This window comes from Streptosporangium sp. NPDC000239 (assembly GCF_040300765.1).
Lineage (GTDB): Bacteria > Actinomycetota > Actinomycetes > Streptosporangiales > Streptosporangiaceae > Streptosporangium.
On record NZ_JBEPEI010000036.1, the window covers coordinates 1 to 25,421 of the forward strand.

General features: G+C 74.0%; 19 protein-coding genes and 1 riboswitch. Of the genes, 11 read left to right on the forward strand and 8 right to left on the reverse strand.

Annotated features, from left to right (window positions below):
- From ABT340_RS41655 to ABT340_RS41665, 3 genes are all read left to right on the forward strand, one after another.
- A partial coding sequence (locus ABT340_RS41655; protein ID WP_352016477.1) for a phosphopantetheine-binding protein occupies positions 1-384 on the forward strand: 384 nt, incomplete at its 5' end.
- Entirely contained in the window at positions 384-5,810 is a 5,427-nt protein-coding gene (locus tag ABT340_RS41660; protein WP_352016478.1) for a non-ribosomal peptide synthetase/MFS transporter, read from the forward strand. The genes ABT340_RS41655 and ABT340_RS41660, both read left to right, overlap by 1 nt.
- Positions 5,807-6,859, forward strand: a complete 1,053-nt coding sequence (locus ABT340_RS41665; protein ID WP_352016479.1) for a TauD/TfdA family dioxygenase — start codon at positions 5,807-5,809, stop codon at positions 6,857-6,859. The genes ABT340_RS41660 and ABT340_RS41665 overlap by 4 nt, the downstream gene beginning before the upstream one ends.
- A 19-nt stretch (positions 6,860-6,878) precedes the next feature.
- Here the strand turns inward: ABT340_RS41665 and cobN are convergent, their stop codons facing one another.
- Positions 6,879-10,472: a cobaltochelatase subunit CobN gene (gene cobN, locus ABT340_RS41670; protein ID WP_352016480.1), complete on the reverse strand. Its 3,594-nt coding sequence runs from the start codon at positions 10,470-10,472 to the stop codon at positions 6,879-6,881.
- A 113-nt stretch (positions 10,473-10,585) separates the two neighbouring features.
- A riboswitch (cobalamin riboswitch) is annotated at positions 10,586-10,784 on the reverse strand.
- 19 nt (positions 10,785-10,803) lie between these two features.
- Here cobN and cobG point away from each other — a divergent pair.
- From cobG to ABT340_RS41685, 3 genes are read left to right on the forward strand one after another with little or no spacing between them, the layout of a single operon-like run.
- Complete coding sequence (gene cobG / locus ABT340_RS41675) at positions 10,804-12,111, forward strand: precorrin-3B synthase (protein ID WP_352016481.1); 1,308 nt, start codon at positions 10,804-10,806, stop codon at positions 12,109-12,111.
- Positions 12,108-12,734, forward strand: a complete 627-nt coding sequence (locus tag ABT340_RS41680; RefSeq protein WP_352016482.1) for a precorrin-8X methylmutase — start codon at positions 12,108-12,110, stop codon at positions 12,732-12,734. Before cobG ends, ABT340_RS41680 begins: the two co-directional genes overlap by 4 nt.
- Positions 12,731-14,257, forward strand: coding sequence for a precorrin-2 C(20)-methyltransferase (locus ABT340_RS41685; protein ID WP_352016483.1), 1,527 nt, complete (start codon positions 12,731-12,733; stop codon positions 14,255-14,257). The genes ABT340_RS41680 and ABT340_RS41685 overlap by 4 nt, the downstream gene beginning before the upstream one ends.
- Here ABT340_RS41685 and ABT340_RS41690 read toward each other — a convergent pair.
- The 6 genes from ABT340_RS41690 to ABT340_RS41715 all read right to left on the reverse strand — a co-directional run bounded on the left by ABT340_RS41690 (position 14,245) and on the right by ABT340_RS41715 (position 18,508).
- On the reverse strand, positions 14,245-15,015 hold the full coding sequence (locus tag ABT340_RS41690; RefSeq protein WP_352016484.1) for a cobalt-precorrin-6A reductase: 771 nt from the start codon (positions 15,013-15,015) through the stop codon (positions 14,245-14,247). The two genes, ABT340_RS41685 and ABT340_RS41690, sit on opposite strands and share 13 nt — an antisense overlap.
- Positions 15,008-15,751 carry a precorrin-4 C(11)-methyltransferase gene (gene cobM, locus ABT340_RS41695; protein ID WP_352016485.1) on the reverse strand — a complete coding sequence of 248 codons (744 nt, stop codon included), beginning with the start codon at positions 15,749-15,751 and terminating at the stop codon, positions 15,008-15,010. The genes ABT340_RS41690 and cobM overlap by 8 nt, the downstream gene beginning before the upstream one ends.
- Entirely contained in the window at positions 15,748-16,986 is a 1,239-nt protein-coding gene (gene cbiE / locus ABT340_RS41700) for a precorrin-6y C5,15-methyltransferase (decarboxylating) subunit CbiE (RefSeq protein WP_352016486.1), read from the reverse strand. The genes cobM and cbiE overlap by 4 nt, the downstream gene beginning before the upstream one ends.
- Positions 16,979-17,371 carry a pyridoxamine 5'-phosphate oxidase family protein gene (locus tag ABT340_RS41705; protein ID WP_352016487.1) on the reverse strand — a complete coding sequence of 131 codons (393 nt, stop codon included), beginning with the start codon at positions 17,369-17,371 and terminating at the stop codon, positions 16,979-16,981. The genes cbiE and ABT340_RS41705 overlap by 8 nt, the downstream gene beginning before the upstream one ends.
- Positions 17,372-17,462: 91 nt before the next feature.
- Positions 17,463-18,035: a peptide deformylase gene (gene def, locus ABT340_RS41710; protein WP_352016488.1), complete on the reverse strand. Its 573-nt coding sequence runs from the start codon at positions 18,033-18,035 to the stop codon at positions 17,463-17,465.
- Between the two features lie 74 nt (positions 18,036-18,109).
- Entirely contained in the window at positions 18,110-18,508 is a 399-nt protein-coding gene (locus ABT340_RS41715) for a TIGR03618 family F420-dependent PPOX class oxidoreductase (RefSeq protein WP_352016489.1), read from the reverse strand.
- A 288-nt stretch (positions 18,509-18,796) separates the two neighbouring features.
- Between ABT340_RS41715 and ABT340_RS41720 the strand changes: the two genes are divergently transcribed.
- Positions 18,797-20,029, forward strand: coding sequence for an MFS transporter (locus ABT340_RS41720; RefSeq protein WP_352016490.1), 1,233 nt, complete (start codon positions 18,797-18,799; stop codon positions 20,027-20,029).
- A gap of 49 nt (positions 20,030-20,078) precedes the next feature.
- On the forward strand, positions 20,079-20,423 hold the full coding sequence (locus ABT340_RS41725; RefSeq protein ID WP_352016491.1) for a VOC family protein: 345 nt from the start codon (positions 20,079-20,081) through the stop codon (positions 20,421-20,423).
- An 8-nt stretch (positions 20,424-20,431) separates the two neighbouring features.
- Here the strand turns inward: ABT340_RS41725 and ABT340_RS41730 are convergent, their stop codons facing one another.
- Positions 20,432-21,211, reverse strand: coding sequence for an SDR family NAD(P)-dependent oxidoreductase (locus tag ABT340_RS41730; protein WP_352016492.1), 780 nt, complete (start codon positions 21,209-21,211; stop codon positions 20,432-20,434).
- A gap of 129 nt (positions 21,212-21,340) precedes the next feature.
- Between ABT340_RS41730 and ABT340_RS41735 the strand changes: the two genes are divergently transcribed.
- From ABT340_RS41735 to hypF, 3 genes are all read left to right on the forward strand, one after another.
- On the forward strand, positions 21,341-21,922 hold the full coding sequence (locus ABT340_RS41735; protein WP_352016493.1) for an RNA polymerase sigma factor: 582 nt from the start codon (positions 21,341-21,343) through the stop codon (positions 21,920-21,922).
- Positions 21,923-21,924: 2 nt separating this feature from the next.
- Positions 21,925-23,007 (forward strand): LCP family protein, encoded by a 1,083-nt coding sequence (locus tag ABT340_RS41740; protein WP_352016494.1) that lies wholly within the window; start codon positions 21,925-21,927, stop codon positions 23,005-23,007.
- Positions 23,008-23,096: 89 nt separating this feature from the next.
- A complete protein-coding gene (hypF, locus tag ABT340_RS41745) occupies positions 23,097-25,415 on the forward strand; it encodes a carbamoyltransferase HypF (RefSeq protein WP_352016495.1) in 2,319 nt (772 codons plus the stop codon).
- Positions 25,416-25,421 lie beyond the last annotated feature (6 nt).

The following is a 25,421-nucleotide window of genomic DNA, read 5'->3' on the forward strand; positions in this document are numbered from 1 at the left end:
CTGCCCGCCTACATGGTCCCCACCGCCCTCGTCATCCTCGACACCCTCCCCCTCAACCACAACGGCAAAGTCGACCGCGACGCCCTGCCCGCCCCCGTGCGGGGGGAGGCGGCCGAGGAGGAACAGGGGCCGAGGACCGAGGCCGAGGAGCTGGTCGCGGAGGTCTGGGCCGAGGTGCTCGGGGTCGAGCGGATCGGCGTGCGCGACGACTTCTTCGCCCTCGGCGGCAACTCGCTGCTGGCCATCCGGGTCGCCGCCAGGATCAGGGCGGCCGTGGACCTGGAGATACCGGTCAACGCGGTCTTCACCGACCCCACGGTCGAACGGCTGGCCGACACCGTCGAGGCGCTGCTCATCAACGACATAGAAGGAAGAACCGCCTGATGACCGACCAGCTGTCGGAGCGTGCCGGCGCCCTCACCGCCGACAAACGCGCCCTGCTGTCACAGCGACTGCGCGGGCGGGCGGGGAGCGCGACCGTCCTGCCCCGTCCTCCGGGGACCGAACCGCCACCGTCCAGCGGGCAGGAGCGGCTGTGGTTCATGGAGCAGCTCGCCCCGGGGAACGTCGCCTACACGCTTCCCGTCGCCATGCGCCTGAAGGGGGAGCTGGACGTCGCGCTGCTCGCCGAGGCTCTGACCGCGCTGGTGGCCGGGCACGAGGCGCTGCGGATGCGTTTCCCCGCCACCCAGGACGGGCGGCCGAGGGTCGTCGTCGACGAGCCGTGGCCCGTCACGCTTGAGGTCACCGAGGCGGAGGACGTGGAGCGGGCGGCCGAGATCCTCGGCGCGGAGGCGGCCCGGCCGTTCGACCTGACGAGCGACGCGCCGCTGCGGACGTCGCTGGTCCGCGTCGGGCCCGGCGACCACGTGCTCATGCTCCTCGTCCACCACATCGTGAGCGACGGCCGGTCGCTGGAGATCATGACGGGTGAGCTGCTCGCCCTGTACGGCGGGCTGCGTGAGGGCACCCCCGGTCCGCCGCCGGGCCCGGCCGTGCAGTTCGGCGACTTCGCCGTCTGGGAGCGGGAGCGGCTGGCCGGGCCCGCGGCCGAGGCCGACGGCGCCTTCTGGCGCGCGGAACTGGCCGGGCTGCCCGACCTGGAGCTGCCGACCGACCGTCCCCGGCCTCCCGAGCAGCGGTTCGAGGGCGCGGCCCACTCCTTCACCTGGGACGCCGAGCTGACCGAGACCGTACGCGAGCTGGGCAGGGCGCACTCCGTCACGCTCTACATGACCCTGCTGGCGGCCTACCACGCGGTGCTCGCCCGGCACGCGGGCCAGGACGACTTCGCGATCGGCTCGCCGGTGGCCGGACGGCCCTACCGGGAGCTTGAGGGGGTGGTCGGCGCCTTCGTCAACATGGTGACCCTGCGCGGCCGTACCGGGGCGGACCCGACCGTGGCCGAGCACCTGCGCGAGACCAGGCAGACCGTGCTGGGCGCGCTGGCGCACCAGGACTACCCCTTCCACCGGCTGGTCAACGACCTGCGGGTCGAGCGGGACCCCGGCCGGTCCGCGGTCTTCCAGGCGACGTTCACGCTGGTCGACCGGGCGGTCCGTGAGACGACCGTCGCGGGGCTTGAGGTGAGCCCGTTCGACCTGCGGCTGCGCGCCACCCAGTTCGACCTGGCGCTGTACGTCAGCGAGACCCCCGAGGGGCTGAGCGGTTTCATCACCTACCGGACCGACCTGTTCGAGGCCGTGACCGTCGAGCGTGTCGAACACTCGATGCGGCGCTTCCTGCGGCAGGCCGCGGCCGATCCCGCGCTGCGCCTGTCCGAGGTGGACCTGCTCGGCGAGCGGGAGCGGCGCACGCTGCTCGGCGAGTGGGCGGGCACCCGTACCTGGCGGCCGCAGCATCGCACGCTCGGCGAGATGGCCGAGGCGCAGGCGGCGCGGACCCCGGACGCGCTCGCCCTCGTCGCCGGGGAACGGTCGCTGACCTTCGCCGAACTGCACAGCCGGGCCAACCGGCTGGCCAGGCGGCTGCGGGAGCTCGGTACCGGCCCCGACACGCGGGTGGCGATCTGTCTCGACGAGACCGTGGAGGCCGCCGTCGCGATCCTCGCGGTGCTCAAGGCGGGCGGCGCCTACCTGCCGCTCGACCCCGAGCAGCCGCGTGAACGGATGGACCTTCTGCTCGCCGACGCCTCGGCCGTGCTGCTGGTCACCGACTCGGCGCTGCGCGAGCGGGCGAGCGGTTTCACCGGCCCGGTCGTCGAAATGGACCGGCTGGACGGCCCGGGCGACGACACGCCGCTCGAACCGGTGGCGGGCCCCGGCGACCTCGCCTACGTGATCTACACCTCCGGCACGACCGGGCGGCCCAAGGGGGTCGGCGTCCAGCACCGGCACATCGTGGCCTACCTGGAGTACATCCGCCAGGAGTACGACATCGTGCCCGGCGCCACCTTCGGCCTGCTCCAGTCGCTCGCCTTCGACTTCAGCATGCTGATGTTCCACCTGCCGCTCACCGGCGGCGGAACCCTGCACCAGCTGCCCCGCCGCGGTTCCGGGCCCGAACTGGCCGAGGCCGTGCGGGGCCTCGACTATCTGAAGATGACGCCCTCCCACCTGGCCGCGCTCGGCGCGGAGGTCGAGCCGGAACGGCTGCTGCCGCGCCGGGCGCTCGTCCTGGCGGGTGAGGCGTCCCCGGCCGCCTGGGTCCGTGACCTGGCCTCCCGCGCGGGCTGCGCGATCTTCAACAGCTACGGCCCGACCGAGACGGTCGTCGCGGTGACCGGCGAGCGGGTGGACCCGTCGGCCCTGTCCGGCGGTACGGCCTGGCCCGTCGGCCGCCCCTTCCCCGACGCCCGCGTCTACGTGCTCGACCGGGCGCTGCGCCCGGTGCCGCCGGGGGCCGCCGGTGAGCTCTACGTCGGCGGCGACACCCTGGCCAGGGGTTATCTCGGCAGGCCGGGCCTCACCGCGGAACGCTTCGTCGCCGACCCGTACGGCGAGCCGGGCGCGCGCATGTACCGCACCGGCGACCTCGTCCGGTGGCTCCCCGGCGGGCGCCTCGACTTCCTCGGCCGGGCCGACCACCAGATGAAGATCCGCGGCTACCGGGTCGAGCCCGGCGAGGTCGAGGCGGCGCTTGGCGCCCTGCCCGGCGTCGTCCAGGGTGTGGCCGGGCTGCGCGGCGACCGTCTCGTCGCGTGGCTCGAACGGGAACCGGACGCGCCGGAGACCGGCGCCGCCGAGCTGCGGGCGTTCCTGCTCGACCGGCTCCCCGAGTACATGGTCCCCGGCCGGTTCGTCTGGCTCGACCGGCTCCCGCTCCAGGCGCACGGCAAGGTGGACCGCGCGGCGCTGCCCGACCCGGAGCCGGAACGGCCCGACCTGCGGCCCGGCTACACCGCCCCGGCCGATCCGACGGAGGAGGCCGTCGCCGCCATCTGGGCGGGCGTCCTCGACCTCGAACGGGTCGGCACCGGCGACGACTTCTTCGAGCTCGGCGGCCACTCGTTGCTGGCCACCCAGGTCGTGGCCAGGATGCGCAAGGCCTTCCCGGAGAGCAGGCCGCCGATCGGCGTGCTGGAGATGTTCACCCACCCCACGGTCGCCGCCCTCGCCACGCTCGTCACCGAACGCCGGGCCGGGGCCGCCGCGCCGCGCCGCGTCCTGGCCGAGCTGACCCGCCCGGTCTCCCCCGAGGACCGGGTCGGCTCCGTCATCTGCGTGCCGTACGGCGGCGCGAACGCGGTCGTCTACCAGACGCTCGCCGACGCGATGCCCGCCGGTTACTCCCTCTACGCGGTCGCCGCGCCGGGGCGCGAGCCGGGCGAGGAGGGGCAGCTGCCCTTCGAGGAGGTGGCCAGGCTCTGCGCCGAGGAGATCGCCGAACGCGTCCGGGGCCCCGTCGTGATCTACGGGCACTGCGCGCCCGGCAGCGCCCTGGCCATCGAACTGGCCCGCCACGTCGAGGCGTCCGGCCGTGAGCTCGACGCCCTCTACCTGGGCGGCATCTTCCCCTTCGCCAAGCCGAGGGGCCGTCTCCTCGGCCCGCTCAGCAGCCTCATCAACGACCGGCTGCAGGGCACCAGGAGGGTCGCGGCCGAACTGCGCGCCATCGGCGGCGACGTGTCCGGACTCGACGAGGAGCAGGTGGCCTTCACCGTCGAGCTGATGCGTGAGGACGGCCGGATGGCCGAGGAGTACTACACGCGGATCCTGGCCGCCGAGCAGCCGCGGCTGCGGGCGCCGGTCATCTCGGTCGTCGGCGAACGCGACCCGGGCACCGAGTTCTACCAGGAGCGCTTCAAGGAGTGGTGCTTCGTGTCCGAGTCGGCCTCGCTGGTCGTCATCGACGAGGCGGGCCACTTCTTCCCCAAGTACCGCGCCGGTGAGCTGGCCCAGATCCTGACGGGCACCCACACCGCCGACGAGGCCTGGCGCCGGGAGCACTCGCGGGAGGCGGGCGGCACCTGGTGGCTGCAGGACTCCGTGACGCGGCGGGCCGCCGTACGGCGGGAGCGGGAGCCGGACGTGCGCCGCTTCCTGGCCGTCGCGCTCGGGCAGCTGGTCTCGCTGACCGGGTCGGCGCTGACCGAGTTCGCGGTGCCGATCTGGATCTACACGGTCACCGGGTCCCTGGTCCACTTCGGGCTCATCGCCCTGCTCGCCCTGGTGCCGGGAATCTGCGTCGCGCCGCTGGCGGGCGCCGTGGTCGACCGTCACGACCGGCGGCGGGTGATGATCGCCGGTGACCTGTGCTCGGGGCTGGCCCAGGCGGCGATGCTCGCCCTGCTGCTCACCGGCGGGCTCACGGTCGCCCCGCTGTACGTGCTGATAGCGGTCGTCTCGGTCTCCGCGACCTTCCAGCGGCTCGCCTACCAGGCGTCGATCCCGCAGCTGGTGCCGAAACGCTACCTCGGGCACGCCAACGGCATCGTGCAGCTGGCGATCGGCACCGCCCAGTTCCTCGTCCCGCTCGTCGCGGTCGGCCTGCTGGCCGCCATCGGCCTTGAGGGCATCCTGACCATCCAGGTGGCGGCCTACGTCTTCGCCGTCGTCGTGGTGCTGTTCGTCAGGTTCCCCACCACGCTGGGGCTGCGCCGCCGTGAGCCGATGTCCGCGGAGATCGCCAACGGTTTCCGGTTCTCGCTGGGGCACCGGAGCTTCCGGGCCATGCTCGCCCTCTTCGCCGGGGTGAACCTGTTCCTGGCGCCCATGTTCGTCATGGTCTCGCCGCTCGTGCTGTCCTTCTCCTCGCTGACCGCCGCCGGTGCCATGGCGGTCGCGGCCGGAGCGGGCGCGGTCGCCGGCGGCGTCACCATGAGCCTGTGGGGCGGCCCGACCCACCGCAGGCTGCGCGGCGTGATCCTCACCACGACGCTGATGGCGGTCTCGGGACTGCTGATCGGGCTGCGGCCCAACCTCTGGCTGATCGGAGCCGGGGCCTTCGGCATGTCCTACGCGCTGGCGCTGATCAACGGCGTCATCATGACGATCATCCAGGTGAAGGTGCCCTACCGCTTCCAGGGGCGCGTCATCGCGGTCAACACCATGATCGCCGCGGCGACCACACCGATCGGCTTCGGCGTCATCGCCCCGCTCGCCGCCCCCCTCCTCGACCCGCTGCTCGCCGCGGGCGGCCCGCTCGCCGGCACCCTCGGCGTGGTGATCGGCACCGGGCCGGGACGCGGCATCGGGCTGCTCTACCTGCTGTGCGGGCTCGGCATCGCCCTGCTGACGGTCGCGGGCCTCCGGATCAGGACCCTGGCGCGTTTCGACGACGACGTGCCCGACGCCAGGCCCGACGACCTCGTCGGCATCGAAGAACTCGAAAGGACGCGCGCATCGTGAACACCACCATCGCCTGGGAGGTCGAGGACGGCCGCCCCGCCGCGGCCGACGCCCAGGGGACCGGTCTGAGGGAGACCTGCGAGTGGCTGCGGGAGAACCGTCAGGCCCTCAGGGCGGGCCTGGACGTCCACGGCGCCCTCTACCTGCGGGGGCTGCCGCTCACGGGGGTCGAGGACTTCGCCGAGGTGCGTGACGCCCTGGTCTCCAGGCCCGCCGGGTATGTGGAGAAGGCCACCCCGCGCAGCCACTTCGGCAAGGACGTCTACTCCTCGACGGACCTGCCGCCGTCCCAGGCGATCCGCCCGCACAACGAGAACAGCTACGCGCTCAGCTTCCCCGGGCTGCTGATGTTCGGCTGCCTGGTCGCCCCCGACCAGGGGGGCGCGACCCCGGTGACCGACGTGCGCAAGGTGCTCGGGGACATCCCGGCGCCGCTCGCCGACCGGTTCCGCGCGCACGGCTGGTCCCTGGTGCGCAACTACGGCGACCACATCAGCCTCGGCTGGCGCACCGCCTTCGGCACCGAGGACAGGGACGAGGTCGCCGCGTACTGCGCGGCCAACCACATCGCCCACGAGTGGCTGGACGGCGACAGGCTGCGGACGACGCAGCGCCGCTCGGCGACCATCCGCCACCCGGGGACCGGGGAGGAGGTGTGGTTCAACCACACGGTCTTCTGGAACGAGTGGGCGCTCGACCCGGAGGTGCGTGAGGTGTTCCTTGAGGACCTCGGACACGACAACCTGCCCTTCAACACGGCCTACGGCGACGGCGAGCCGATCTCCAGGCAGGACGTGGAGACGATCGACGAGGCCTACCGGCGGGCGACGGTCAGGGAGACGTGGCGGCCGGGCGACGTCCTGATCGTGGACAACATCCTGTCGGCGCACGCCCGTGAGGCGTTCCGGGGCGGCCGCAGGATCGTGGTCGCGATGGGTGACCCGGTCGCCCTGGACGACTGCGCGCCGACGGTCCCGCCGCTGGGCGGCTTCGCGGCCCCGACGGCCGGACCGGCGAAGAGGCGCCGCTGGTTCGGCCGCCGTTCCTGACTCCTCGGGAGGGGACCGGTCAGGCGCCGTCCTCCAGGTCCCCCTCCGATGCGAGGTAGACCTCCCGCAGCTCGCGCAGGACGTCCGGGTCGGGGTGTTCCCACATGCCCCGGCCCGCCGCCTCAAGCAGGCGTTCGGCGATGCCGTGCAACGCCCACGGGTTGGACTCGGACAGGAACGCCTGGTTCTCCGGGTCGAGCACGTAGGTCGCGGCGAGCTTGTCGTACATCCAGTCGGCCACGACCCCGGTGGTGGCGTCGTAGCCGAACAGGTAGTCGACGGTCGCGGCCAGCTCGAAGGCGCCCTTGTAGCCGTGCCTGCGCATGGCGGCCAGCCAGCGCGGGTTGACCACCCGGGCGCGGAAGATCCTGGAGGTCTCCTCGGACAGGGTCCTGGTGCGGACCGCGTCGGGGCGGGTGCTGTCGCCGACGTAGGCGGCGGGGGCCCTGCCGGTGAGCGCCCTGACGGTGGCGACCATGCCGCCGTGGTACTGGAAGTAGTCGTCGGAGTCGGCGATGTCGTGCTCGCGGGTGTCGACGTTCTTGGCCGCGACCGCGATCCGCCGGTAGGCGGCCTCCATGTCCTGCCTGGCCGGGACCCCTTCGACACCCCTTCCGTAGGCGAAGCCGCCCCACACGGCGTACACCTCGGCCAGGTCGGCGTCGTCGCGCCAGTTGCGGCTGTCGATCAGCGGCAGCAGCCCGGCGCCGTACGCCCCGGGACGGGAGCCGAAGATGCGCATGGTCGCCCTGCGCTCGTCGCCGTGCTCACGGGTGTCGGCCAGCACGTGCGCCCTGACGTAGTTGTCCTCGTCCGGTTCGTCCAGCCCGGCGGCCAGCCGTACGGCGTCGTCGAGCAGGGCGACCACGTGCGGGAAGGCGTCCCTGAAGAAGCCGCTGATGCGGACGGTCACGTCGATCCTGGGCCTGCCCAGTTCCCCGGCGGGGATCGCCTCAAGGCCGGTGACCCGCCGCGACGCCTCGTCCCACACCGGGCGCACGCCCAGCAGCGCCAGCACCTCGGCCACGTCGTCCCCTGCGGTGCGCATGGCGCTGGTGCCCCACACCGACAGGCCGACCGAGCGCGGCCAGTCGCCGTGCTCGGAGCGGTAGCGTTCGAGGAGTGATTCGGCCATCGCCTGCCCGGTCTCCCAGGCCAGCCTGCTCGGCACGGCCTTCGGGTCGACCGAGTAGAAGTTGCGGCCGGTCGGCAGCACGTTGACCAGCCCGCGCAGCGGCGACCCGCTCGGTCCCGCCGGGACGTAGCCGCCGTCGAGGGCGTGCAGGATCGCGCCGATCTCGTCCACGGTGCGCGCCAGCCTGGGGACGACCTCCTCGGCCGCGAACCGCAGGACACGCCCGACCTGCTCCCGGTCGCCGCCCGTCACGGACGCGGCGACCTCGGCCGTGGCGGCCGGGTCCCAGCCGCGTTCCTCCATCGCCTCGACCAGTGACCTGGCCTCGGCCTCCGCCTCGTCGACGCCCAGGCGCCCGGCGGTGCCGTCCTCACGCAGGCCGAGCGCCTCGCGCAGGCCGGGCAGCGCCATGCCGCCCGCCCACATCTGGCGGGCGCGCAGGATGGCCAGCACCAGGTCGACGCGGACGGCACCCTGCGGGGCCGCGCCGAGCACGTGCAGGCCGTCGCGGATCTGGACGTCCTTGACCTCGCACAGCCAGCCGTCCACGTGCAGCAGGAAGTCGTCGAACTCGGCGTCGTGCGGACGGTCCTCGATGCCGAGGTCGTGGTCGAGCCTGGCGGCCTGGATCAGCGTCCAGATCTGCGCCCGGATCGCGGGCAGCTTGGCCGGGTCCATCGCGGCGATGGAGGCGTGCTCGTCGAGGAGCTGTTCAAGCCTGGCCATGTCGCCGTAGGTGTCGGCGCGGGCCATCGGCGGGACGAGGTGGTCGACCAGCGTGGCGTGGGCGCGGCGCTTGGCCTGGGTGCCCTCGCCGGGGTCGTTGACCAGGAACGGGTAGATCAGCGGCAGGTCCCCGAGGGCGGCGTCGGGGCCGCAGGAGGCCGACAGGCCCGCCGACTTGCCGGGCAGCCACTCCAGGTTGCCGTGCTTGCCGACGTGCACCACGGCGTGCGCGCCGAAGCCGTCGGACAGCCAGCGGTAGGCGGCCAGGTAGTGGTGGCTGGGCGGCAGGTCGGGGTCGTGGTAGATGGCGATGGGGTTCTCGCCGAACCCCCGGGGCGGCTGCACCATGACGACGACGTTGCCCGCGCGCAGCGCGGCCAGCACGATCTCACCGTCCGGGTCGGCGGAGGTGTCGACGAACAGTTCACCGGGCGGGGGTCCCCAGTGCTCCTCGACCGAGGCCCGCAGGTCCTCGGGCAGCGTGGCGAACCACGCGGCGTAGCGGGAGGCCTTGATCCGCACCGGGTTGCCCGCGAGCCGTTCCTCGGTGAGCCAGTCGGGGTCCTGGCCTCCGGCGGCGATGAGGGCGTGGATCAGCGCGTCGCCGTCCTGCCCGGTGACGCCGGGCAGTTCGTCCTCGGCGCCGATGTCGTAGCCGTGCTCGCGCATCGCGGCAAGCAGCCGCACCAGGCTCGCCGGGGTGTCGAGGCCGACGGCGTTGCCGATCCTGGAGTGCTTGGTCGGGTAGGCCGACAGCATCAGCACGATCCGCCGCTCTGCGGGCGGGACGTGCCGCAGGACGGCGTGCCGTACGGCGATGCCCGCCACGCGGGAGGCCCGCTCGGGGTCGGCGACGTAGACGGTCAGGCCGTCCCCGTCGATCTCCTTGAAGGAGAACGGCACCGTGATGATCCGCCCGTCGAACTCGGGGATCGCCACCTGGGTCGCCGCGTCGAGCGGGGAGAGGCCGTCGTCGTTGGCCTCCCAGGCGGCCCTGCCGCCGGTCAGGCACAGGCCCTGCAGGATCGGCACGTCGAGTTCGGCGAGCGCGCCGACGTCCCAGGCCTCGTCGTCGCCGCCCGCGGACGCGGTGGCCGGGCGGGTGCCGCCCGCGGCCAGCACGGTCACCACCAGGGCGTCGACCGTGCCCAGGGTGTCGAGCAGGCCCTGCTCGGCGCTGCGCAGGGAGGCGCAGTAGACGGGCAGCGCGCGGGCGCCCGCGTCCTCGATCGCGGCGCAGAGCGTCTCGACGAAGGCGGTGTTGCCCGCGACGTGGTGGGCGCGGTAGTAGAGCACGCCGACGACCGGGCCCTCCTCGCGGCGCGCCCGGCGTTCGAGCGCGCCCCAGGCGGGCGTCGGGGCGGGCGGGGCGAAGCCGTGGCCGGTCAGCAGCAGCGTGTCCGACAGGAAGCGGCCCAGTTCGGCGAGGTTGGCGGCCCCGCCGTGGGCGAGGTAGGCGTGCGCCTCGGCGCACACCCCGCCGGGCACGGTCGACAGTTCCATCAGCTCGGCGTCCGGCGCCTGCTCGCCGCCGAGCACGACGACGGGCAGCGGCCCGGCGAGCAGGGCGTCCAGGCCCTCCTCCCAGGCGCGGCGCCCGCCGAGCAGCCGTACGACGACCAGGTCGGCGCCCTCGACGAGGGGAGGCAGGTCCCCCGCGGTGAGCCTGGCGGGATTGCCGAGCCGGTAGTCCGCGCCGCTGGCGCGGGCGCTGAGCAGGTCGGTGTCGGAGGTGGAGAGCAGGAGGATCATTCGCCACGCTCCCCGGCGGGGAGCGGCGCGGCCGTGAACGGCGGTGCGGGCTTGCGGCTGGGGAACGGCGAACAGCGCACAGGGCTTTCCTCCCTCGGGGTCCTCGCCCCGGGTCGTCGTCGGCTACGACGGCTGGAGTCTCCTGGCTCCCGGATCGATGCTCCCCCCGGCCTTCCCGCCCGTTGCCGGACCGTGGCTGGATGGGGTTCGCTCCCCGGTTACAGTGGCGGGACCGCGCCGGATTCACACCGGCTTCCTCCCTTTTGCCGTCGCCAACGATGAGACTACGGCAGCGAGGTCCCCGCAAGAAACTGGAGTTACCATCCTCAGCGTGTCAAAAGGTCACTTCTCCGGACGATCTCATCCCGACGCGTGCCCGGGGGCGCTCCAGGTGCATTCCGCGGCCGACGGCGGCCTGGCGCGCGTCAGAGTGCCCGGAGGGCGCCTGACGGCCCCGCAGCTGCGCGAGCTGGCCTCGGCCGCCGAGACCTGCGGCAACGGCGTCATCGAGCTGACCTCCCGGGCGAACGTCCAGGTGCGCGGACTGGGCGCCGGGGACGCCTTCGCGGCCCGCATGGCACAGGCGGGGCTGCTGCCCTCGGCCACCCACGAACGGGTCCGCAACGTCCTGGCCTCACCGCTGAGCGGCCTCGACGGCCGGGGGATTCTCGACGTGGGACCGCTGACCCGTGAGCTCGACCTGCGCCTGTGCGGCACGCCCGCGCTCGCCGGCCTGCCGGGGCGGTTCCTGTTCGCGCTCGACGACGGCCGGGGCGACGTGGCCTGGCTCGGGGCGGACGCCGCGATCCTGCCGACCGGCCCCGGCGAGGTGGCGTTGCTGCTGGCCGAGGCCGACAGCGGCCTGCGGATGCCACCGGGATCGGCGGTCGCCGCGCTGCTGACCGCCGCCGAGGCGTTCCTGACCGAGCCCGGGGTGCGGGAGGGCCGTGTGTGGCGGATCGGCGAACTGCCCGGCTGCGCGGAGCGCGTCGCCGCCCGGGTCGCGGCCACCCTGGAGACGACCTCCGCCCCCGTACGGCGGGACCCCGTCCCGGCGCCCTCCCACGGGCCCGTCGGGACCGTCGAACAGCCCTCAGGCCTGAACACGCTCGGCGTCACGGCGCCGCTGGGGCGGCTGACCTCCGCCCAGGCCGCCCTGCTGGCCGGCCTGGCCGTCGAGGAGGTACGGCTGACGCCGTGGCGCGGCGTCGTCCTGCCCGGCCTGTCCCCGGCCGCTCTCTCCGAGGTCGCCGGGCGGCTCGTCGCCGCCGGGCTGGTCCTCGACCCGGCCTCGCCGTGGACGGGTGTGACGGCCTGCGCGGGACGGCCCGGCTGCGCGAAGTCACTGGCCGACGTGCGGGCCGACGCCGCCCGCTGGATCGCGGCCGAGAGCGACCCGCCCTCGGCCGTCCCCGCCCGCCCCGGTACGCTCCCGGTGCACTGGGCGGGCTGCGAACGACGTTGCGGCCGCCCGCGAGGACGGGCCGTCGACGTGGTCGCGACCACGACCGGCTACCGGGTCCTCCTGGAGGACAGCGGCTTGGACAGCGGCTTGAACAGTGGCCCGGAAAGCGGCCTGAACTGCGCGGACACCAAGGAGACCACGGCCGCCGTGGCGGCTCTGAGAGGGGAAACGTGACCGACTACGTCCGGGACGGCGCGGAGATCTACCGGCGTTCCTTCGCCACCATCCGCGCCGAGAGCGACCTGGACGGCCTGCCGCCGGACGTCGCCCAGGTGGCGGTCCGCATGATCCACGCCTGCGGGATGGTGGACCTGGTCGCCGACCTCGGCTGGTCGCCGGGCGTGGTCGCCTCGGCCAGGGCGGCCCTGCGCGCGGGGGCACCCGTGCTGTGCGACGCGATGATGGTCGCCTCGGGGGTGACCCGGCGCCGCCTGCCCGCGGGCAACGAGGTGCTCTGCACGCTGGGTGAGCCCGGCGTGCCCGAGCTGGCCGTACGGCTCGGCACCACCCGCAGCGCGGCCGCCCTCGAACTGTGGCGCGACCGTCTCGAAGGGGCGGTCGTCGCGATCGGCAACGCGCCGACCGCGCTGTTCAGGCTGCTGGAGATGGTCGAGGAGGGGGCGGGACGGCCCGCCGCCGTGCTCGGCGTGCCGGTGGGTTTCATCGGCGCCGCCGAGTCGAAGCAGGCGCTCGCCGGGCATCCGGCGGGTCTGGAGTACCTGGTCGTGCACGGGCGCCGGGGTGGGAGTGCGATGGCCGCCGCCGCGGTCAACGCGATCGCGAGTGAGGTCGAGTGAACGACACGTCAGCGGGACGGCTCAGGGGCGTCGGGCTCGGCCCGGGAGACCCGGAACTGGTGACCGTCAAGGCGGCCAGGCTCATCGGGGAGGCGGACGTCATCGCCTACCACAGCGCCCGCCACGGCAGGAGCATCGCCCGCTCGGTGGCGGCGCCGTACCTGCGGGAGGGGCAGATCGAGGAGGCGCTGATCTACCCGCTCACCACGGAGACCACCGACCACCCCGGCGGCTACCAGGGCGCCATCGACGACTTCTACGCCGACTGCGCGCTGCGGCTGGCCGCCCACCTGGACGCGGGCCGCGACGTGGTCGTGCTGTGCGAGGGCGACCCGCTCTTCTACGGCTCCTACATGCACATGCACAAGCGGCTGGCCCACCGCTACGTCACCGAGGTCGTGCCCGGGGTGACGTCGGTGAGCGGCGCCGCGGCCGTGCTCGGCAGGCCGCTGGTCGAGCGGGACGAGGTCCTGACGGTGCTTCCCGGCACGTTGCCCGCCGAGGTCATCGCCGAACGCCTGGCCGCGACCGACTCCGCGGCGATCCTCAAGCTCGGCCGTACCTTCACCAAGGTTCGCGACGCGCTGGCCGAGGCGGGCCGTCTCGACGAGGCGTGGTACGTGGAGCGCGCGACCACCGGCGCGCAGCGCCTGGCCCCGCTCGCCGAGGTGGACCCGGACAGCGTGCCGTACTTCTCGCTGGCGCTGGTGCCGAGCCCGGTCAACTCCGGCCTTCCCGGCACCCACGGTGAGAGCCGGGCCCCGGAGCGCGTCCAGGGCGGCGAGGTCGTCGTGGTCGGGCTCGGGCCCGCCGGGCGGCCCTGGCTGACGCCGGAGGCTCAGGAGGCGCTGGCCGCCGCCGACGACCTCGTCGGGTACGGCCCCTACCTGGACCGCGTCCCGCCGAACCCGCGCCAGCGCCGTCACCCGACGGACAACCGGGTGGAGGCCGAACGGGCGGCGCACGCCCTCGAACTGGCCGCGGCCGGGGCGCGGGTCGCGGTGGTCTCCTCCGGCGACCCCGGGGTGTTCGCGATGGCCAGCGCGGTGCTTGAGGTCTCCTGCGAGCCGAGGTTCGCCGACGTCGCGGTGCGGGTGCTGCCCGGCCTGACCGCGGCGCACGCGGTGGCCAGCCGGGTCGGGGCGCCGCTCGGCCACGACTACTGCGTGCTGTCGCTGTCCGACCTGCTCAAGCCGTGGGAGGTCGTCGCGGACAGGATCAGCGCCGCCGCGCGGGCCGACCTGGTCCTGGCGATCTACAACCCGGCCTCCAGGAGCCGCACCTGGCAGGTCGCGGCGGCCAGGGACCTGCTGCTCGAACACCGCTCGCCGGACACGCCCGTGGTCGTCGGCCGTGACGTCGGCGGCGCCGGGGAGAGCCTGACCGTCACCACCCTCGGCGACCTCGACCCGGCCACGGTCGACATGCGCTGCCTGCTGCTGGTCGGCTCCTCGACCACCAGGGTCGCCGAAAGGAAGGACGGGAGGCGGGTGGTCTTCACCCCCCGCCGCTATCCCGCCTGACCGCCCGCCACGGCGTCCAGCCACGCCGTGGCCTGCTCGACCGTCTCGGCCGCCGGGACCCCGCCGGGTACGGCGGGGCGGCGCACGACGACGACGGGCAGCCCGAGCTCGCGGGCGGCGAACAGTTTGGCGGTCGTCATCCGGCCGCCGCTGTCCTTGGTGACCACCACCTCGACGCGGTTGTCCCGCATGAGGTCGAGTTCCCCCTCGACGGTGAACGGCCCCCGGCTGAGCAGCACCTGGAGGTTGCGCGGCAGCGGCGGCTGGGGCGGGTCGACGGAGCGGGCCAGGAACCACAGGTCGTCCAGGCCCGCGAAGACCGGCAGGCTGCGCCGGCCCGTGGTCAGGAAGACCCTGCGGCCCAGGCCGGGCAGCGACTCGGCGGCGGCCTCAAGGGAGGGCGTCCAGCGCCAGTCGTCTCCCGGCCCCTGCCGCCAGCCGGGCCGCCGCAGGATCAGCAGCGGCACCCCGGCCAGACCCGCCGCCTCGGCCGCGGACGCGGTCATCCTGGCGGCGAAGGGGTGGGTGGCGTCGACGACGACGCCGATCCCGTTCTCCTCGATCCAGGCCCTGAGTCCGGCGGGTCCGCCGAAGCCGCCCTCGCGCACCTCCCCGACCGGCAGCCTGGGGTCACGGACCCGCCCGGCCAGGGAGGAGATCACACGCGTCCCCGGCCGGTCGGCGAGCGCGGCGGCCAGTCTTCTCGCCTCGTCGGTGCCGCCGAGCACCAGGACGTTCAGCGTGCCCGGGTCAGTCACGGCAGCGGGCCGCGGAGTACAGGTGGCTGTCGGGGAACTCCGAGGCGGTCAGCACCCTGCCGACCACGATCACCGCGGTGCGCACGACGCCCGCGGCGCGGACCTGCCCGGCGATGTCGGCGAGCGTGCCGCGCAGGATCACCTCGTCGTCCCTGCTGGCCCTGGCCACCACGGCCACCGGGCAGTCGAGGCCGTACCTGGGGACCAGCTCCGCCACGACCTCCTCGGCGCGCTGCACGGCCAGGTGCAGGACCATCGTCGCCCCCGACCTGCCGAGGGTGTCCAGGTCCTCCCCCTCCGGCATGGGGGTCGCCCGCGCCGAGGTACGGGTGAGCACCACCGTCTGGCCGACGCCGGGCACGGTCAGCTCCCGCTTCAGCGACGCCGCCGCGGCGGCGAAGGCGGGCACCCCGGGAACCACCTCGTACGGCACGCCCTCGGCGTCCAGGCGCCGCATCTGCTCGGCCATCGCGCTGTAGACCGAGGGGTCCCCCGAGTGCAGCCTGGCCACGTCGTGCCCCGCCTCGTGGGCGGCGAGCATCTCGGCCACGATCTCGTCGAGGGCCATCCTCGCGGTGTCGACGAGGCGCGCGCCCGGCGGGCAGCACTCCAGCAGGGCCTCCGGGACCAGGGAGCCCGCGTACAGGCACACCGGTGAGGCGGCGATCACCCGCTGCCCCCGCAGGGTGATGAGGTCGGCGGCCCCCGGCCCCGCCCCGACGAACCGCACCGTCACCGTTCCTCCTGTGTCCCGGCGGGTTTGACCGCCGTCCAGATCGTCACCGGCATCATGGGCCGCCAGCCGGTGAAACCACCGACCGGGGCGGCCCTGCTGACCGCGAGCCTGACCATCTCGCTGTGGGAGCCGCCGATCCTGGCGTGCCAGGCGGCGACCGTGGTCTCCGACTCGACGGTCACCGCGTTGGCCACCAGCCTGCCGCCGGGCCGCAGCGCCCGCCAGCAGGCATCGATCACGCCGGGGACGCTCACCGCGCCGCCGACGAAGACGGCGTCCGGGGCCGTGAGCCCGCCGAGCGCGCCGGGGGCGGCGCCGGTCACCACGTTCAGGCCGGGCACGCCGAGGGCGAAGGCGTTGCGGGTGAGCCGCCCGGCCCGGTCGCCGTCCCTCTCGACGGCGATCGCCCGGTTCTCCGGGTGGGCGCGCATCCACTCGATCGCGAGGCTGCCCGCCCCGGCGCCGACGTCCCACAGCAGTTCGCCGGGGACGGGCGCGAGCCGGGACATGGTGACCGCCCGCACCTCGCGCTTGGTGAGCTGGCCGTCGTGCTCGAACGCCTCGTCGGGCAGGCCGGGCAGGACCGGCAGCGGGACGGTCCCCGGCGCGGCCACGCACTCGACGGCCACGACGTTGAGGTCGTCGGCCTCGGTCAGGGACCAGCCGCCCGCCGTACCGGAGACCAGGCGTTCGGCCTCACCGCCGAGCCGTTCCAGGACGGTCATCGGGCTCGCGCCGTAGCCACGGGCGGTGAGCAGCGCGGCGACCCGGGCCGGGGTGCGGCCGTCGGCGCTGAGGACGAGCACCCTGCGCCCGTCGTGGACGGCGGTGTGCACGGCCTCGGCGGGACGCCTCACGAGGCTGACCACCTCGACGCGGTCGGCGGCCCAGCCGAGCCTGGCGCAGGCCAGCGAGACCGAGGAGGGGGACGGCAGCACCCTGACCCGTCCGGCGCCGAGCAGCCGCACCAGCGTCGTGCCGATGCCGTGGAACATGGGGTCGCCGCTGGCCAGCACGCACACCGCGCGCCCGCGACCGGCCTCGATCAGGCCGGGCAGCGCGGGCAGCAGCGGCGACGGCCAGGTGACGCGCTCGGCCGTACCGGCGGGGATCAGGGCGAGTTGCCTGGCGCTGCCCATCAGCACCTCGGCGGCGAGCAGCTCCTCGCGTGCCTCCGGGGACAGACCGGCCCAGCCGTCGGCTCCGACGCCGACGACGGTTATCCGGTCAGACATTTCCGAGAACTCGGGTGACGCGGATCTCGATCACGACGCGGGAGGGGTTCTCCCTGGGCTGCCGGTAGCGCTCGGCGTAGCGGCGCACGCCCTCGGCGATCGAGCCGGGGTCCCTGCGGATGACCGCGCTGCCCTCCAGCGTCGACCAGCGCCCGCCGTCGACCTGGCAGACGGCGACGCGCGCGCCGCCGTCCCCGGCGGCCTCGATGTGGCGGACCTTGCGCGAGCCGTCCGAGGTGATCACCCGGGCGATCCCGGCCTCGGCGTCCAGCGTCACGCCGACCGGGATGACGTGCGGCGTGCCGTCGGCCCGCAGCGTGGTCAGCGTGCACAGGTGGTACTCCCGCCAGAAGGCGTGGAAACCGTCCTCGCGATCCGTCAACACCGGCTGTCCCTCCCCATGGCTGCTGTCTACGGGGCGACATGCTAGCCGGGAGGCCGGCCCGGCGGAGGACCGGCTCCACCGGGCCCGGGACTCACTCCGCCGCGGACGCCTGTTCCCCCGCCGCCTCGTCGGCCGTCTCCTTGGACGCCTTGTAGGCCGCGAGGAGCTGCTGACGACGCTCGGCGGGGAGCCTGTCGATGTACAGCATGCCGTCCAGGTGGTCGGTCTCGTGCTGCAGGCAGCGGGCGAGCAGCCCGGTGCCCTCGACCGTGATCGGGGCGCCGGTGACGTCGAACCCGTGCACCACCGCCCGGTCCGGCCTGGCCAGGCTGGCCCGCTGCCCGGGAACGGACAGACAGCCCTCGTCGTAGTCGTCCAGGTTCCGCTCACCGTGACCGGGCAGCACCAGGGTCGGGTTGACCACGACGCCCTTGCGGTACTCCTCGGTCTCGTCCGGGCAGTCGTAGACGAACACCCGCAGCGGCACGCCGATCTGGTTGGCGGCCAGGCCGACTCCCTCCGCGGCGTACATGCTGGCGAACATGTCGGCCACGAGCGCGGCCAGCTCCTCGTCGAAGCCGGTCACGTCCTGGCACGGGCGGTGCAGCACCGGCTCACCCACGAACGTGATCTGCCTCGCCGTGCCCTCGCCGCTTGCTTCCATCCGTCATGCCTCCAGGGTCGCGGTGTGTGGTTCGCAGCAGACTACCGACGGCCGCGCGCTCCCCGTGACGGGCGTCAGCTGCCCCCGCTGTAGATGACCTGCTCGGGCCTGATCCTGACGGTGACGCGCTGCTCGCCCGGCTGGCGGTAGGGGTAGGTCTCCACCCCGAGGTACTTGTTGGCCAGGCCGTCGATGACCTCGTCGGCGCCGTCGAGCTCGAACTCGGCGACACCGGAGACGCTCACCAGGTGGAAGGCGTCCTTCGGGTCGAGCACGCTCACCGAGACCTGCGGGTTGTCGCGCAGGTGGCGCTCCTTGGCGCGGCCGACCGCGGTGTTGAAGATGACGTCGTCTCCGTCGACGTCCACCCAGACGACGGTGCTGTGCAGCGAGCCGTCAGGGCGCAGGGTGGTCACCCAGCCGTGAATGGGCTGGCTGAGCAGGGCCTTGGCGTCGTCGTTCAGCTTTCCCACGGGAACCTCCGCAGTCGCGTGATGTGCCTGTCGACCCATCGAACATCACGGGTAACCGATCAATTCCACCGCCCCCCGCCGAGAGGTAACATCCGCCCAGAGACCGCCCACACGACGGAGGTTCCGCATGAGCTTCGACGAGGCCGCCTTCCAGGTTCCGGCGCGGGGACCCGTCCCGTCGTCCTGACCTGAGGCCGCCCGCGCGCGGTCCCGGTCGCGGCGGTCCGTGCTCCTCGCCCCGGAACGATCACCTTTTCCCCGATCGTTCCTTCCTTCCGAGGAGCTCTTTTGCGTGCTCGCACGTCCGCGCGTCTCGGCGCGGACTTCGGCAAACTCTGGACCGCCTCCGCCGTCTCCAACGTCGGCGACGGGGTCACCCTGACGGCCGGTCCCCTCCTTGTCGCCTCACTGAGCGACGACCCCGTCCTCGTCGCGGGCGCCGTCCTGGCCCAGCAGCTCCCATGGGTGCTGTTCTCCCTGGTCAGCGGCGCCTATGTGGACCGGCTCGACCGGCGGCGGCTGATCGTCGCCGTCAACCTGGTCCGCGCCCTCGCCCTGGGGACGCTCTGCGCCGTCATCGCGGCGGGGGCGCTGACCGTTCCCCTCGTCTACGTCGTCTTCTTCCTGCTCGGCACGGCGGAGACCGTCGCCGACACCGCCTCGGCCGCCCTGCTTCCCGCCGTCGTCGCGCCGGAGCTGCTGGCCGGGGCGAACACACGGCTGATGGCCACCTTCACCGTCGGCAACCAGTTCGCGGCCAAACCGCTCGGCGGATGGCTGTTCACCGTCTCGGCCGCGCTGCCGTTCGGTTTCGACGCGCTGACCTTCGTGGTGGCCGCCGCCCTGGTGTCCGCCATGCGGCCCCTGCCTCTCGCCTCCCCTCCCGGGCCGAGCGGCGGTCTGCGCGCCGACATCGCCGAGGGGGTGCGCCGGCTGTGGCGGCACCGGTTACTGCGGACCCTGGCGCTGAGCATGGGGGTGGGCAACCTGATGTTCTGCGGGGCCTTCGCGGTCTTCGTGCTGTACGCCCGGCAACGTCTGGGCCTGTCGGAGGTGGGGTACGGCCTGCTGCTGACCGCCTTCGCCGCCGGCGGCCTGCTCGGCACGCTGACGGCGGGCCGGTTGTGGTCGCGGTTCGGCGCGACCGCGCTGCTGCGCGCCGGGCTGCTCATCGAGGCGGCGACCCATCTCGTCCTCGCCCTGACCACGCGGCCGTGGGTGGCCGCGGCCATCCTGGTGGTCTTCGGCACACACGCGATGGTGTGGGGGGTGATCGTCGTGACGCTGCGCCAGCGGGCGGTGCCCGGCGGCCTCCTCGGACGGGTCACCAGCGCGTACGCGCTGCTCGACGTCAGCGGCGCCGCCCTCGGCTCGCTGCTCGGCGGTGTCGTCGCCCACGCGCTGGGGATCACGGCGCCGTTCTGGATCGCCGCCGGGACGATGCTCGTCGTCCTGGCCGTCGCCTGGCGCCCCCTGGGCCGGGCGGACGCCCAGGCCCCCGGCCCCGCCGTCGCCGGATAGGGGCCCGGGGCACGGCCCGCCCGCCCCGGGCGGGCCGTACGATCGGCGGATGACCGCCCGCCAGAGTCAGCTCGTCGTCGACTGCGCCCGCCCCGAGACGCTCGCCGTGTTCTGGAGCCGTCTGCTCGGCGGGGTCCCGGTGCACCGGGACCCCGCCTGGTCCAGTCTCGACCCCCCGGGCGGGCTCAGGATGGCCTTCCAGCGGGTTCCCGAGGCCAAGGCGGGCAAGAACCGGCTCCACCTGGACGTCGCCGTCGAGGACGTCGTCGCGGCTGCGGAGGGCGCGCTGAGCCTCGGCGGCCGCCGTTGCGGCGGGCCGGTGCGCGACGCGGCGGGCGTCTTCCAGGTGATGCTCGACCCCGAGGGCAACGAGTTCTGCCTCGTCGGTCCCTGAGGCCCCGCTCAGTGGACGGAGAGCCCGCCGTCCACGAAGATCGACTGCCCGGTGACGTACGCCGAGGCGCGGCTCGCCAGGAAGACCGCCGCGCCCGCGAAGTCCTCCGCCAGGCCGTTGCGGCCGACCATCGTCCGCGCGGCCAGCGCGGCGACCCGCTCGGGGTCGGACGACAGCCGCGCGTTGAGCGGCGTCATCACGAACCCGGGCACGAGCGTGTTGCAGGTGACGCCGTACGGCGACCACGCCTCGGCCTGGGAGCGTGACAGCGATTCGAGCCCTCCCTTGGAGACGCCGTAGGCGCCGCTCTGCACGAAGGCCCGGTGCGCCTGCTGGGAGCTGATGTGGATGATCCGGCCGAACCCCCGTTCCGCCATGCCCGGCCCGAAGCGCTGCCCCAGCAGGTAGGGCGCCTCCAGGTTGACGGCCATGGTGATGTCCCACACGTCCTCGCCCAGCTCCCCCATGGGGGGACGCTGGTTGATCCCGGCGCTGTTGACGAGGATGTCGGGCTCCCCGAACGCCTTCACCGCCTCCTCCGCCGCGGCGCGCACGCCCTCGCGGGTGCTCAGGTCGGCGCTGACCCAGGCGACGCGGCAGCCGTCGGCCTCAAGCTCGGCGGTCGTGGCGGCCAGTTCCTCCGGCCTGCGCGCCACGACCACGACGGCCGCCCCGGCCCGTGCCAGCGCCCCCGCGATGCAGCGGCCGATGCCGGAACTCCCGCCGGTCACCACGGCGACCCTGCCGTCCAGTGAGAACAGGTCCGACAGATACTTCTGCGTTGTCATGGCCGGAACTGTAGAGGAGTCCCGCTCCGAGGCCCGGGAGCGGGGCGTGAACCCGATCGGGGGGTTGTGGCAAGACATCGCCGACCCCTGCCCCTACGGAAAGGCCGGCCCGATGCCATGGTGCCGACGATGACCGCACCGCCCACGACCGGCACGTGTGACCGCGACCTGGTACGCGAGTCCTGGACACGTCCTGAGGCGTTCGCCGCGCTGTTCGACCGCTACGCCGGCATGCTCTACCGGTACGTCTCCCGCAGGCTCGGCCCCGAGACGGCCGAGGACCTGGTCGGTGAGACGTTCCTGGTCGCCTTCGACCGCAGGAGACGCTACGACCTGGCCTACGCCGACGCCCGTCCCTGGCTGTTCGGCATCGTGACCAAACTCCTCTCCAGGCATCACCGCACCGAGGCCGCCAGGTACCGTGCGCTGCGGCGCAGCCCCGGGGAGGGCGTGGTCGAGAACCCGGCCGACCGGGTGGCCGCCGAGGTCACCGCCCTGGCCTGCAGGCCCGTGCTCGCGGAGGCGCTCGCGGGGCTGCCGCCCAGGGACCGTGACGTCCTGTTGCTGATCGCCTGGGGCGACCTGTCGTACGAGGAGACCGCCCGCTCCCTCGGTGTCCCGGTCGGCACCGTGCGCTCCCGGCTGAACAGGGCCCGCAGGAGGATACGCGCGGCGCTCGGCGAGACCAACCCGATGCACGAGGAGGAGTGACCATGGACGACCTGACGACGCTCCGCGCCCTCGGCGGCGAACTGGAGCACGAACCGTCCGCCGCCGCGCTCGACGGCCAGCGGCGACGCCTGCTCGGCTCCCTGGACGGCGGGAGACGTGGACGCCGATGGCCGCGCAGGCCCGGTGCGCGCGGCGCGGTGATGCTCGCCCTGGCCGCCGCGGCCACCGCCGCCGTGCTCGTCGTCCCGAACCTGCTGCTGCGGGGCCACGAGGTGCCCTCCCCGGTGGGGGCGCGCCCGGTCAAGGCGAACGAGGCGATCAACGTGCTGGTCGCCGGGACCGACGGCCAGGCGGGGGCCAGGAGGAGCCGCGGGGAGGACGTCGGGGACCCCAGGGCGAACGCCGCGCGCGCCGACACACTGCTCCTGGTGCACCTGTCCGCCGACCGCGAGCGGGTCTCCGTCATCAGCATCCCCAGGGACTCGATGGTCCTGGTTCCCCCCTGTTCGAGTCCGGCGGGCAAGACCGTTCCCGCGAGGATCGAAATGATCAACGCCTCCTTCGCCGAAGGCGGCATGGCCTGCCTCTGGAAGCGGGTCGAGACCCTGACCGGGGTCCGCGTCGACCACGCGGTCGAGGTGGACTTCTCCGGCTTCAAGGGCATGGTCGACGCCATCGGAGGGATCGAGGTCACCCTGCCCTCCCCGGTCGAGGACCGGCAGGCGAAGGTACGGCTCCCCAAGGGCAGACAGGTGCTCAACGGCGACCAGGCGCTCGGCTACGTGCGGGTACGCTACAGCCTGGGCGACGGCTCCGACCTTGAGCGGATCAGCCGTCAGCAACGGTTCATGGCGTCCCTGGCGCGCAAGGCCGCGGGCCTGACGTCGGACCCCGTCCGCCTCGCCGCCTTCCTCGGCGAGGCCGCGAAATCGGTCAAGGCGGATCGCGGGCTCGACCTGGCGACGCTGCGGGCGATCGCCGAGAGCCTGGACGGGACGGCCCCCGGCTCCGTCGAGTTCCTCACGGTGCCCGTCCGCCCGTCCGCCGTGGATCCCATGAGGCTCGACTGGGACCGCGCCGCCGCGTCGCGCCTGTTCGCGAAGGTCCGCGACGACACACTGTGAGCCGGGGGCCGTGCGGGAGTCCGTACCGGGGCGGGTGCGCGGGGCGCGCCTCGTTGCGGCCTCCCGCGCGCCCGGCCGACAATGATCGGGTGATCACCCGTGTGCGTTCCGTGATCAGGGTCGAGGGCGTCGTGCAGGGAGTCGGCTTCCGCCCCTTCGTGTACGGCCTGGCGGTGCGGCTCGGCCTCGGCGGGCTGGTCGGCAACGACGAACGCGGGGTGTTCATCGAGGTCGAGGGGGCTCCGGCCCTCGTGGCGGAGTTCACCGCGGCGCTCAGCGCGAGCCCGCCGCCGCTGGCCACCGTCGAACGGGTCAGCGCGCGGCCCGCGACGGCGACGGGTGAGACGCGCTTCGCCATCGCGGGCAGCTCCGGGGGCGGGCCGCGGCGGACGCTCGTCTCCCCCGACGTGGCCACCTGCGACGACTGCCTGCGCGAGATGGACGACCCGGCGGACCGGCGGTACGGCTACGCCTTCGTCAACTGCACCAACTGCGGGCCCCGGTTCACGATCGTGCGGGACGTCCCCTACGACAGGCCGAACACCACGATGGCGGGCTTCGCCATGTGCGCGGACTGCGCGCGGGAGTACCACGACCCGGCGGACCGGCGCTTCCACGCCCAGCCGGTGTGCTGCCCGGTCTGCGGCCCCCGGCTGCGGTTGCTCGGCCCCGCGGGCGGCCCGCTGCCGGGCGACCCGGTCGAGGAGGCCGTACGGCTGCTGCGCGGCGGCGGGGTGCTCGCGGTCAAGGGGCTTGGCGGTTACCACCTGGCCGCCCTCGCCTCCCGCGAGCCCGCCGTCGCGGCGCTGCGTTCCAGGAAGCACCGGATGGAGAAGCCCTTCGCGGTGATGGTGGCCGGCCTGGCGGCGGCGCGGCTGCTGTGCGAGGTGGACGAGGCGGAGGAGCGGCTGCTCACCTCGGGGGCGCGCCCGATCGTGCTGCTGCGCGGGCGCGAGGAGAGCACCCGTCTCGTCGCCCCCTCCGTGGCCCCCTCCGGCGGCCCTTCCGGTGAGAGGCCCGGGGACCGGTGGCTCGGGGTGATGCTGCCCTACACCCCGCTGCACCACCTGCTGCTGCGCGGCCTGGACGCGCCCATGGTGCTCACCAGCGGCAACGTCTCCGACGAGCCGATCGCCTACCGCGACGAGGACGCGCTGGCCCGCCTGGGCGGGGTCGCCGACGCCTTCCTCGTCCACGACCGGCCGATCCACACGCGCACCGACGACTCGGTCGTGCGGGTCCTGCGGGGCCGTGAGCTGCCGCTGCGGCGCTCCCGGGGGTACGCCCCGCGCCCGCTGCCGCTCGCCCGCGCCCTGCCCGGGCCCGTGCTGGCCTGCGGCGCGGAGCTGAAGCACACCTTCTGCGTGGCCAGGGGCGCCCACGCCTTCGTCTCCCACCACATCGGCGACCTGGAGAACTACGAGACGTTCCGGTCCTTCACCGAAGGGGTCGGCCACTTCCTGCGGCTGTTCGACGTCGTCCCCGAGGTGGTGGCCCACGACCTGCACCCGGAGTACCTGTCGACCAAGTACGCGCTCGCCCTTGAGGGGCCTCTCGCGGGGGCCCGCCCGGTGGCGGTACAGCACCACCACGCGCACGTGGCCTCGTGCCTGGCCGACAACGGGGTCGCGGGGCCGGTGATCGGGGTGGCCTTCGACGGGCTCGGCTACGGTCCGGACGCGACGCTGTGGGGCGGGGAGTTCCTGGTGGCCGACCTGGTCTCCTTCGAGCGGGCGGGTCATCTGGCCACGGTGCCGATGCCCGGCGGGGCGGCGGCGGTCAGGCAGCCGTGGCGGATGGCCGCCGCCTACCTCGACGCGGCGTACGGCGGTGCCGTACCCGGTGACCTGGACGTCGTACGGCGCAACGCCGAGGCCTGGGAGGGGGTCCTGGCGCTCGGCAGGCGCGGGGTGAACGCCCCCCTGACGTCGAGCGCGGGCAGGCTGTTCGACGCGGTGGCCTCGGTCGCGGGCGTCCGGGACGTCATCGGCTACGAGGGGCAGGCGGCGATCGAGTGGGAACGGCTCGCCGACCCGGCGGAGACGGGCCGTTACGGCTTCCGCCTGACGGGTTCGGCCCCCTTCGTCGTCCACGGGACCGACCTGGTCGCGGCGGTCGCCGAGGACGTCCGGGCGGGCACGGAGACCGGGGTGGTCTCCGCCAGGTTCCACAACACGGTCGCGCGGATCGTCGCCGAGGGCTGCGCCCGGGTCAGGCGGGCGGGCGGGCCGTCCACGGTCGCGCTCTCCGGGGGCGTGTTCCAGAACGCGCTGTTGCTCGTGCGGGCCGCCGCCCTCCTGGAGGAGGACGGCTTCCACGTGCTGACGCACGGGCGGGTGCCGCCCAACGACGGCGGCGTCAGCCTGGGCCAGGCCGTCGTCGCGGGCGCCCGCGACGTCCGGCTCTGACGCGTG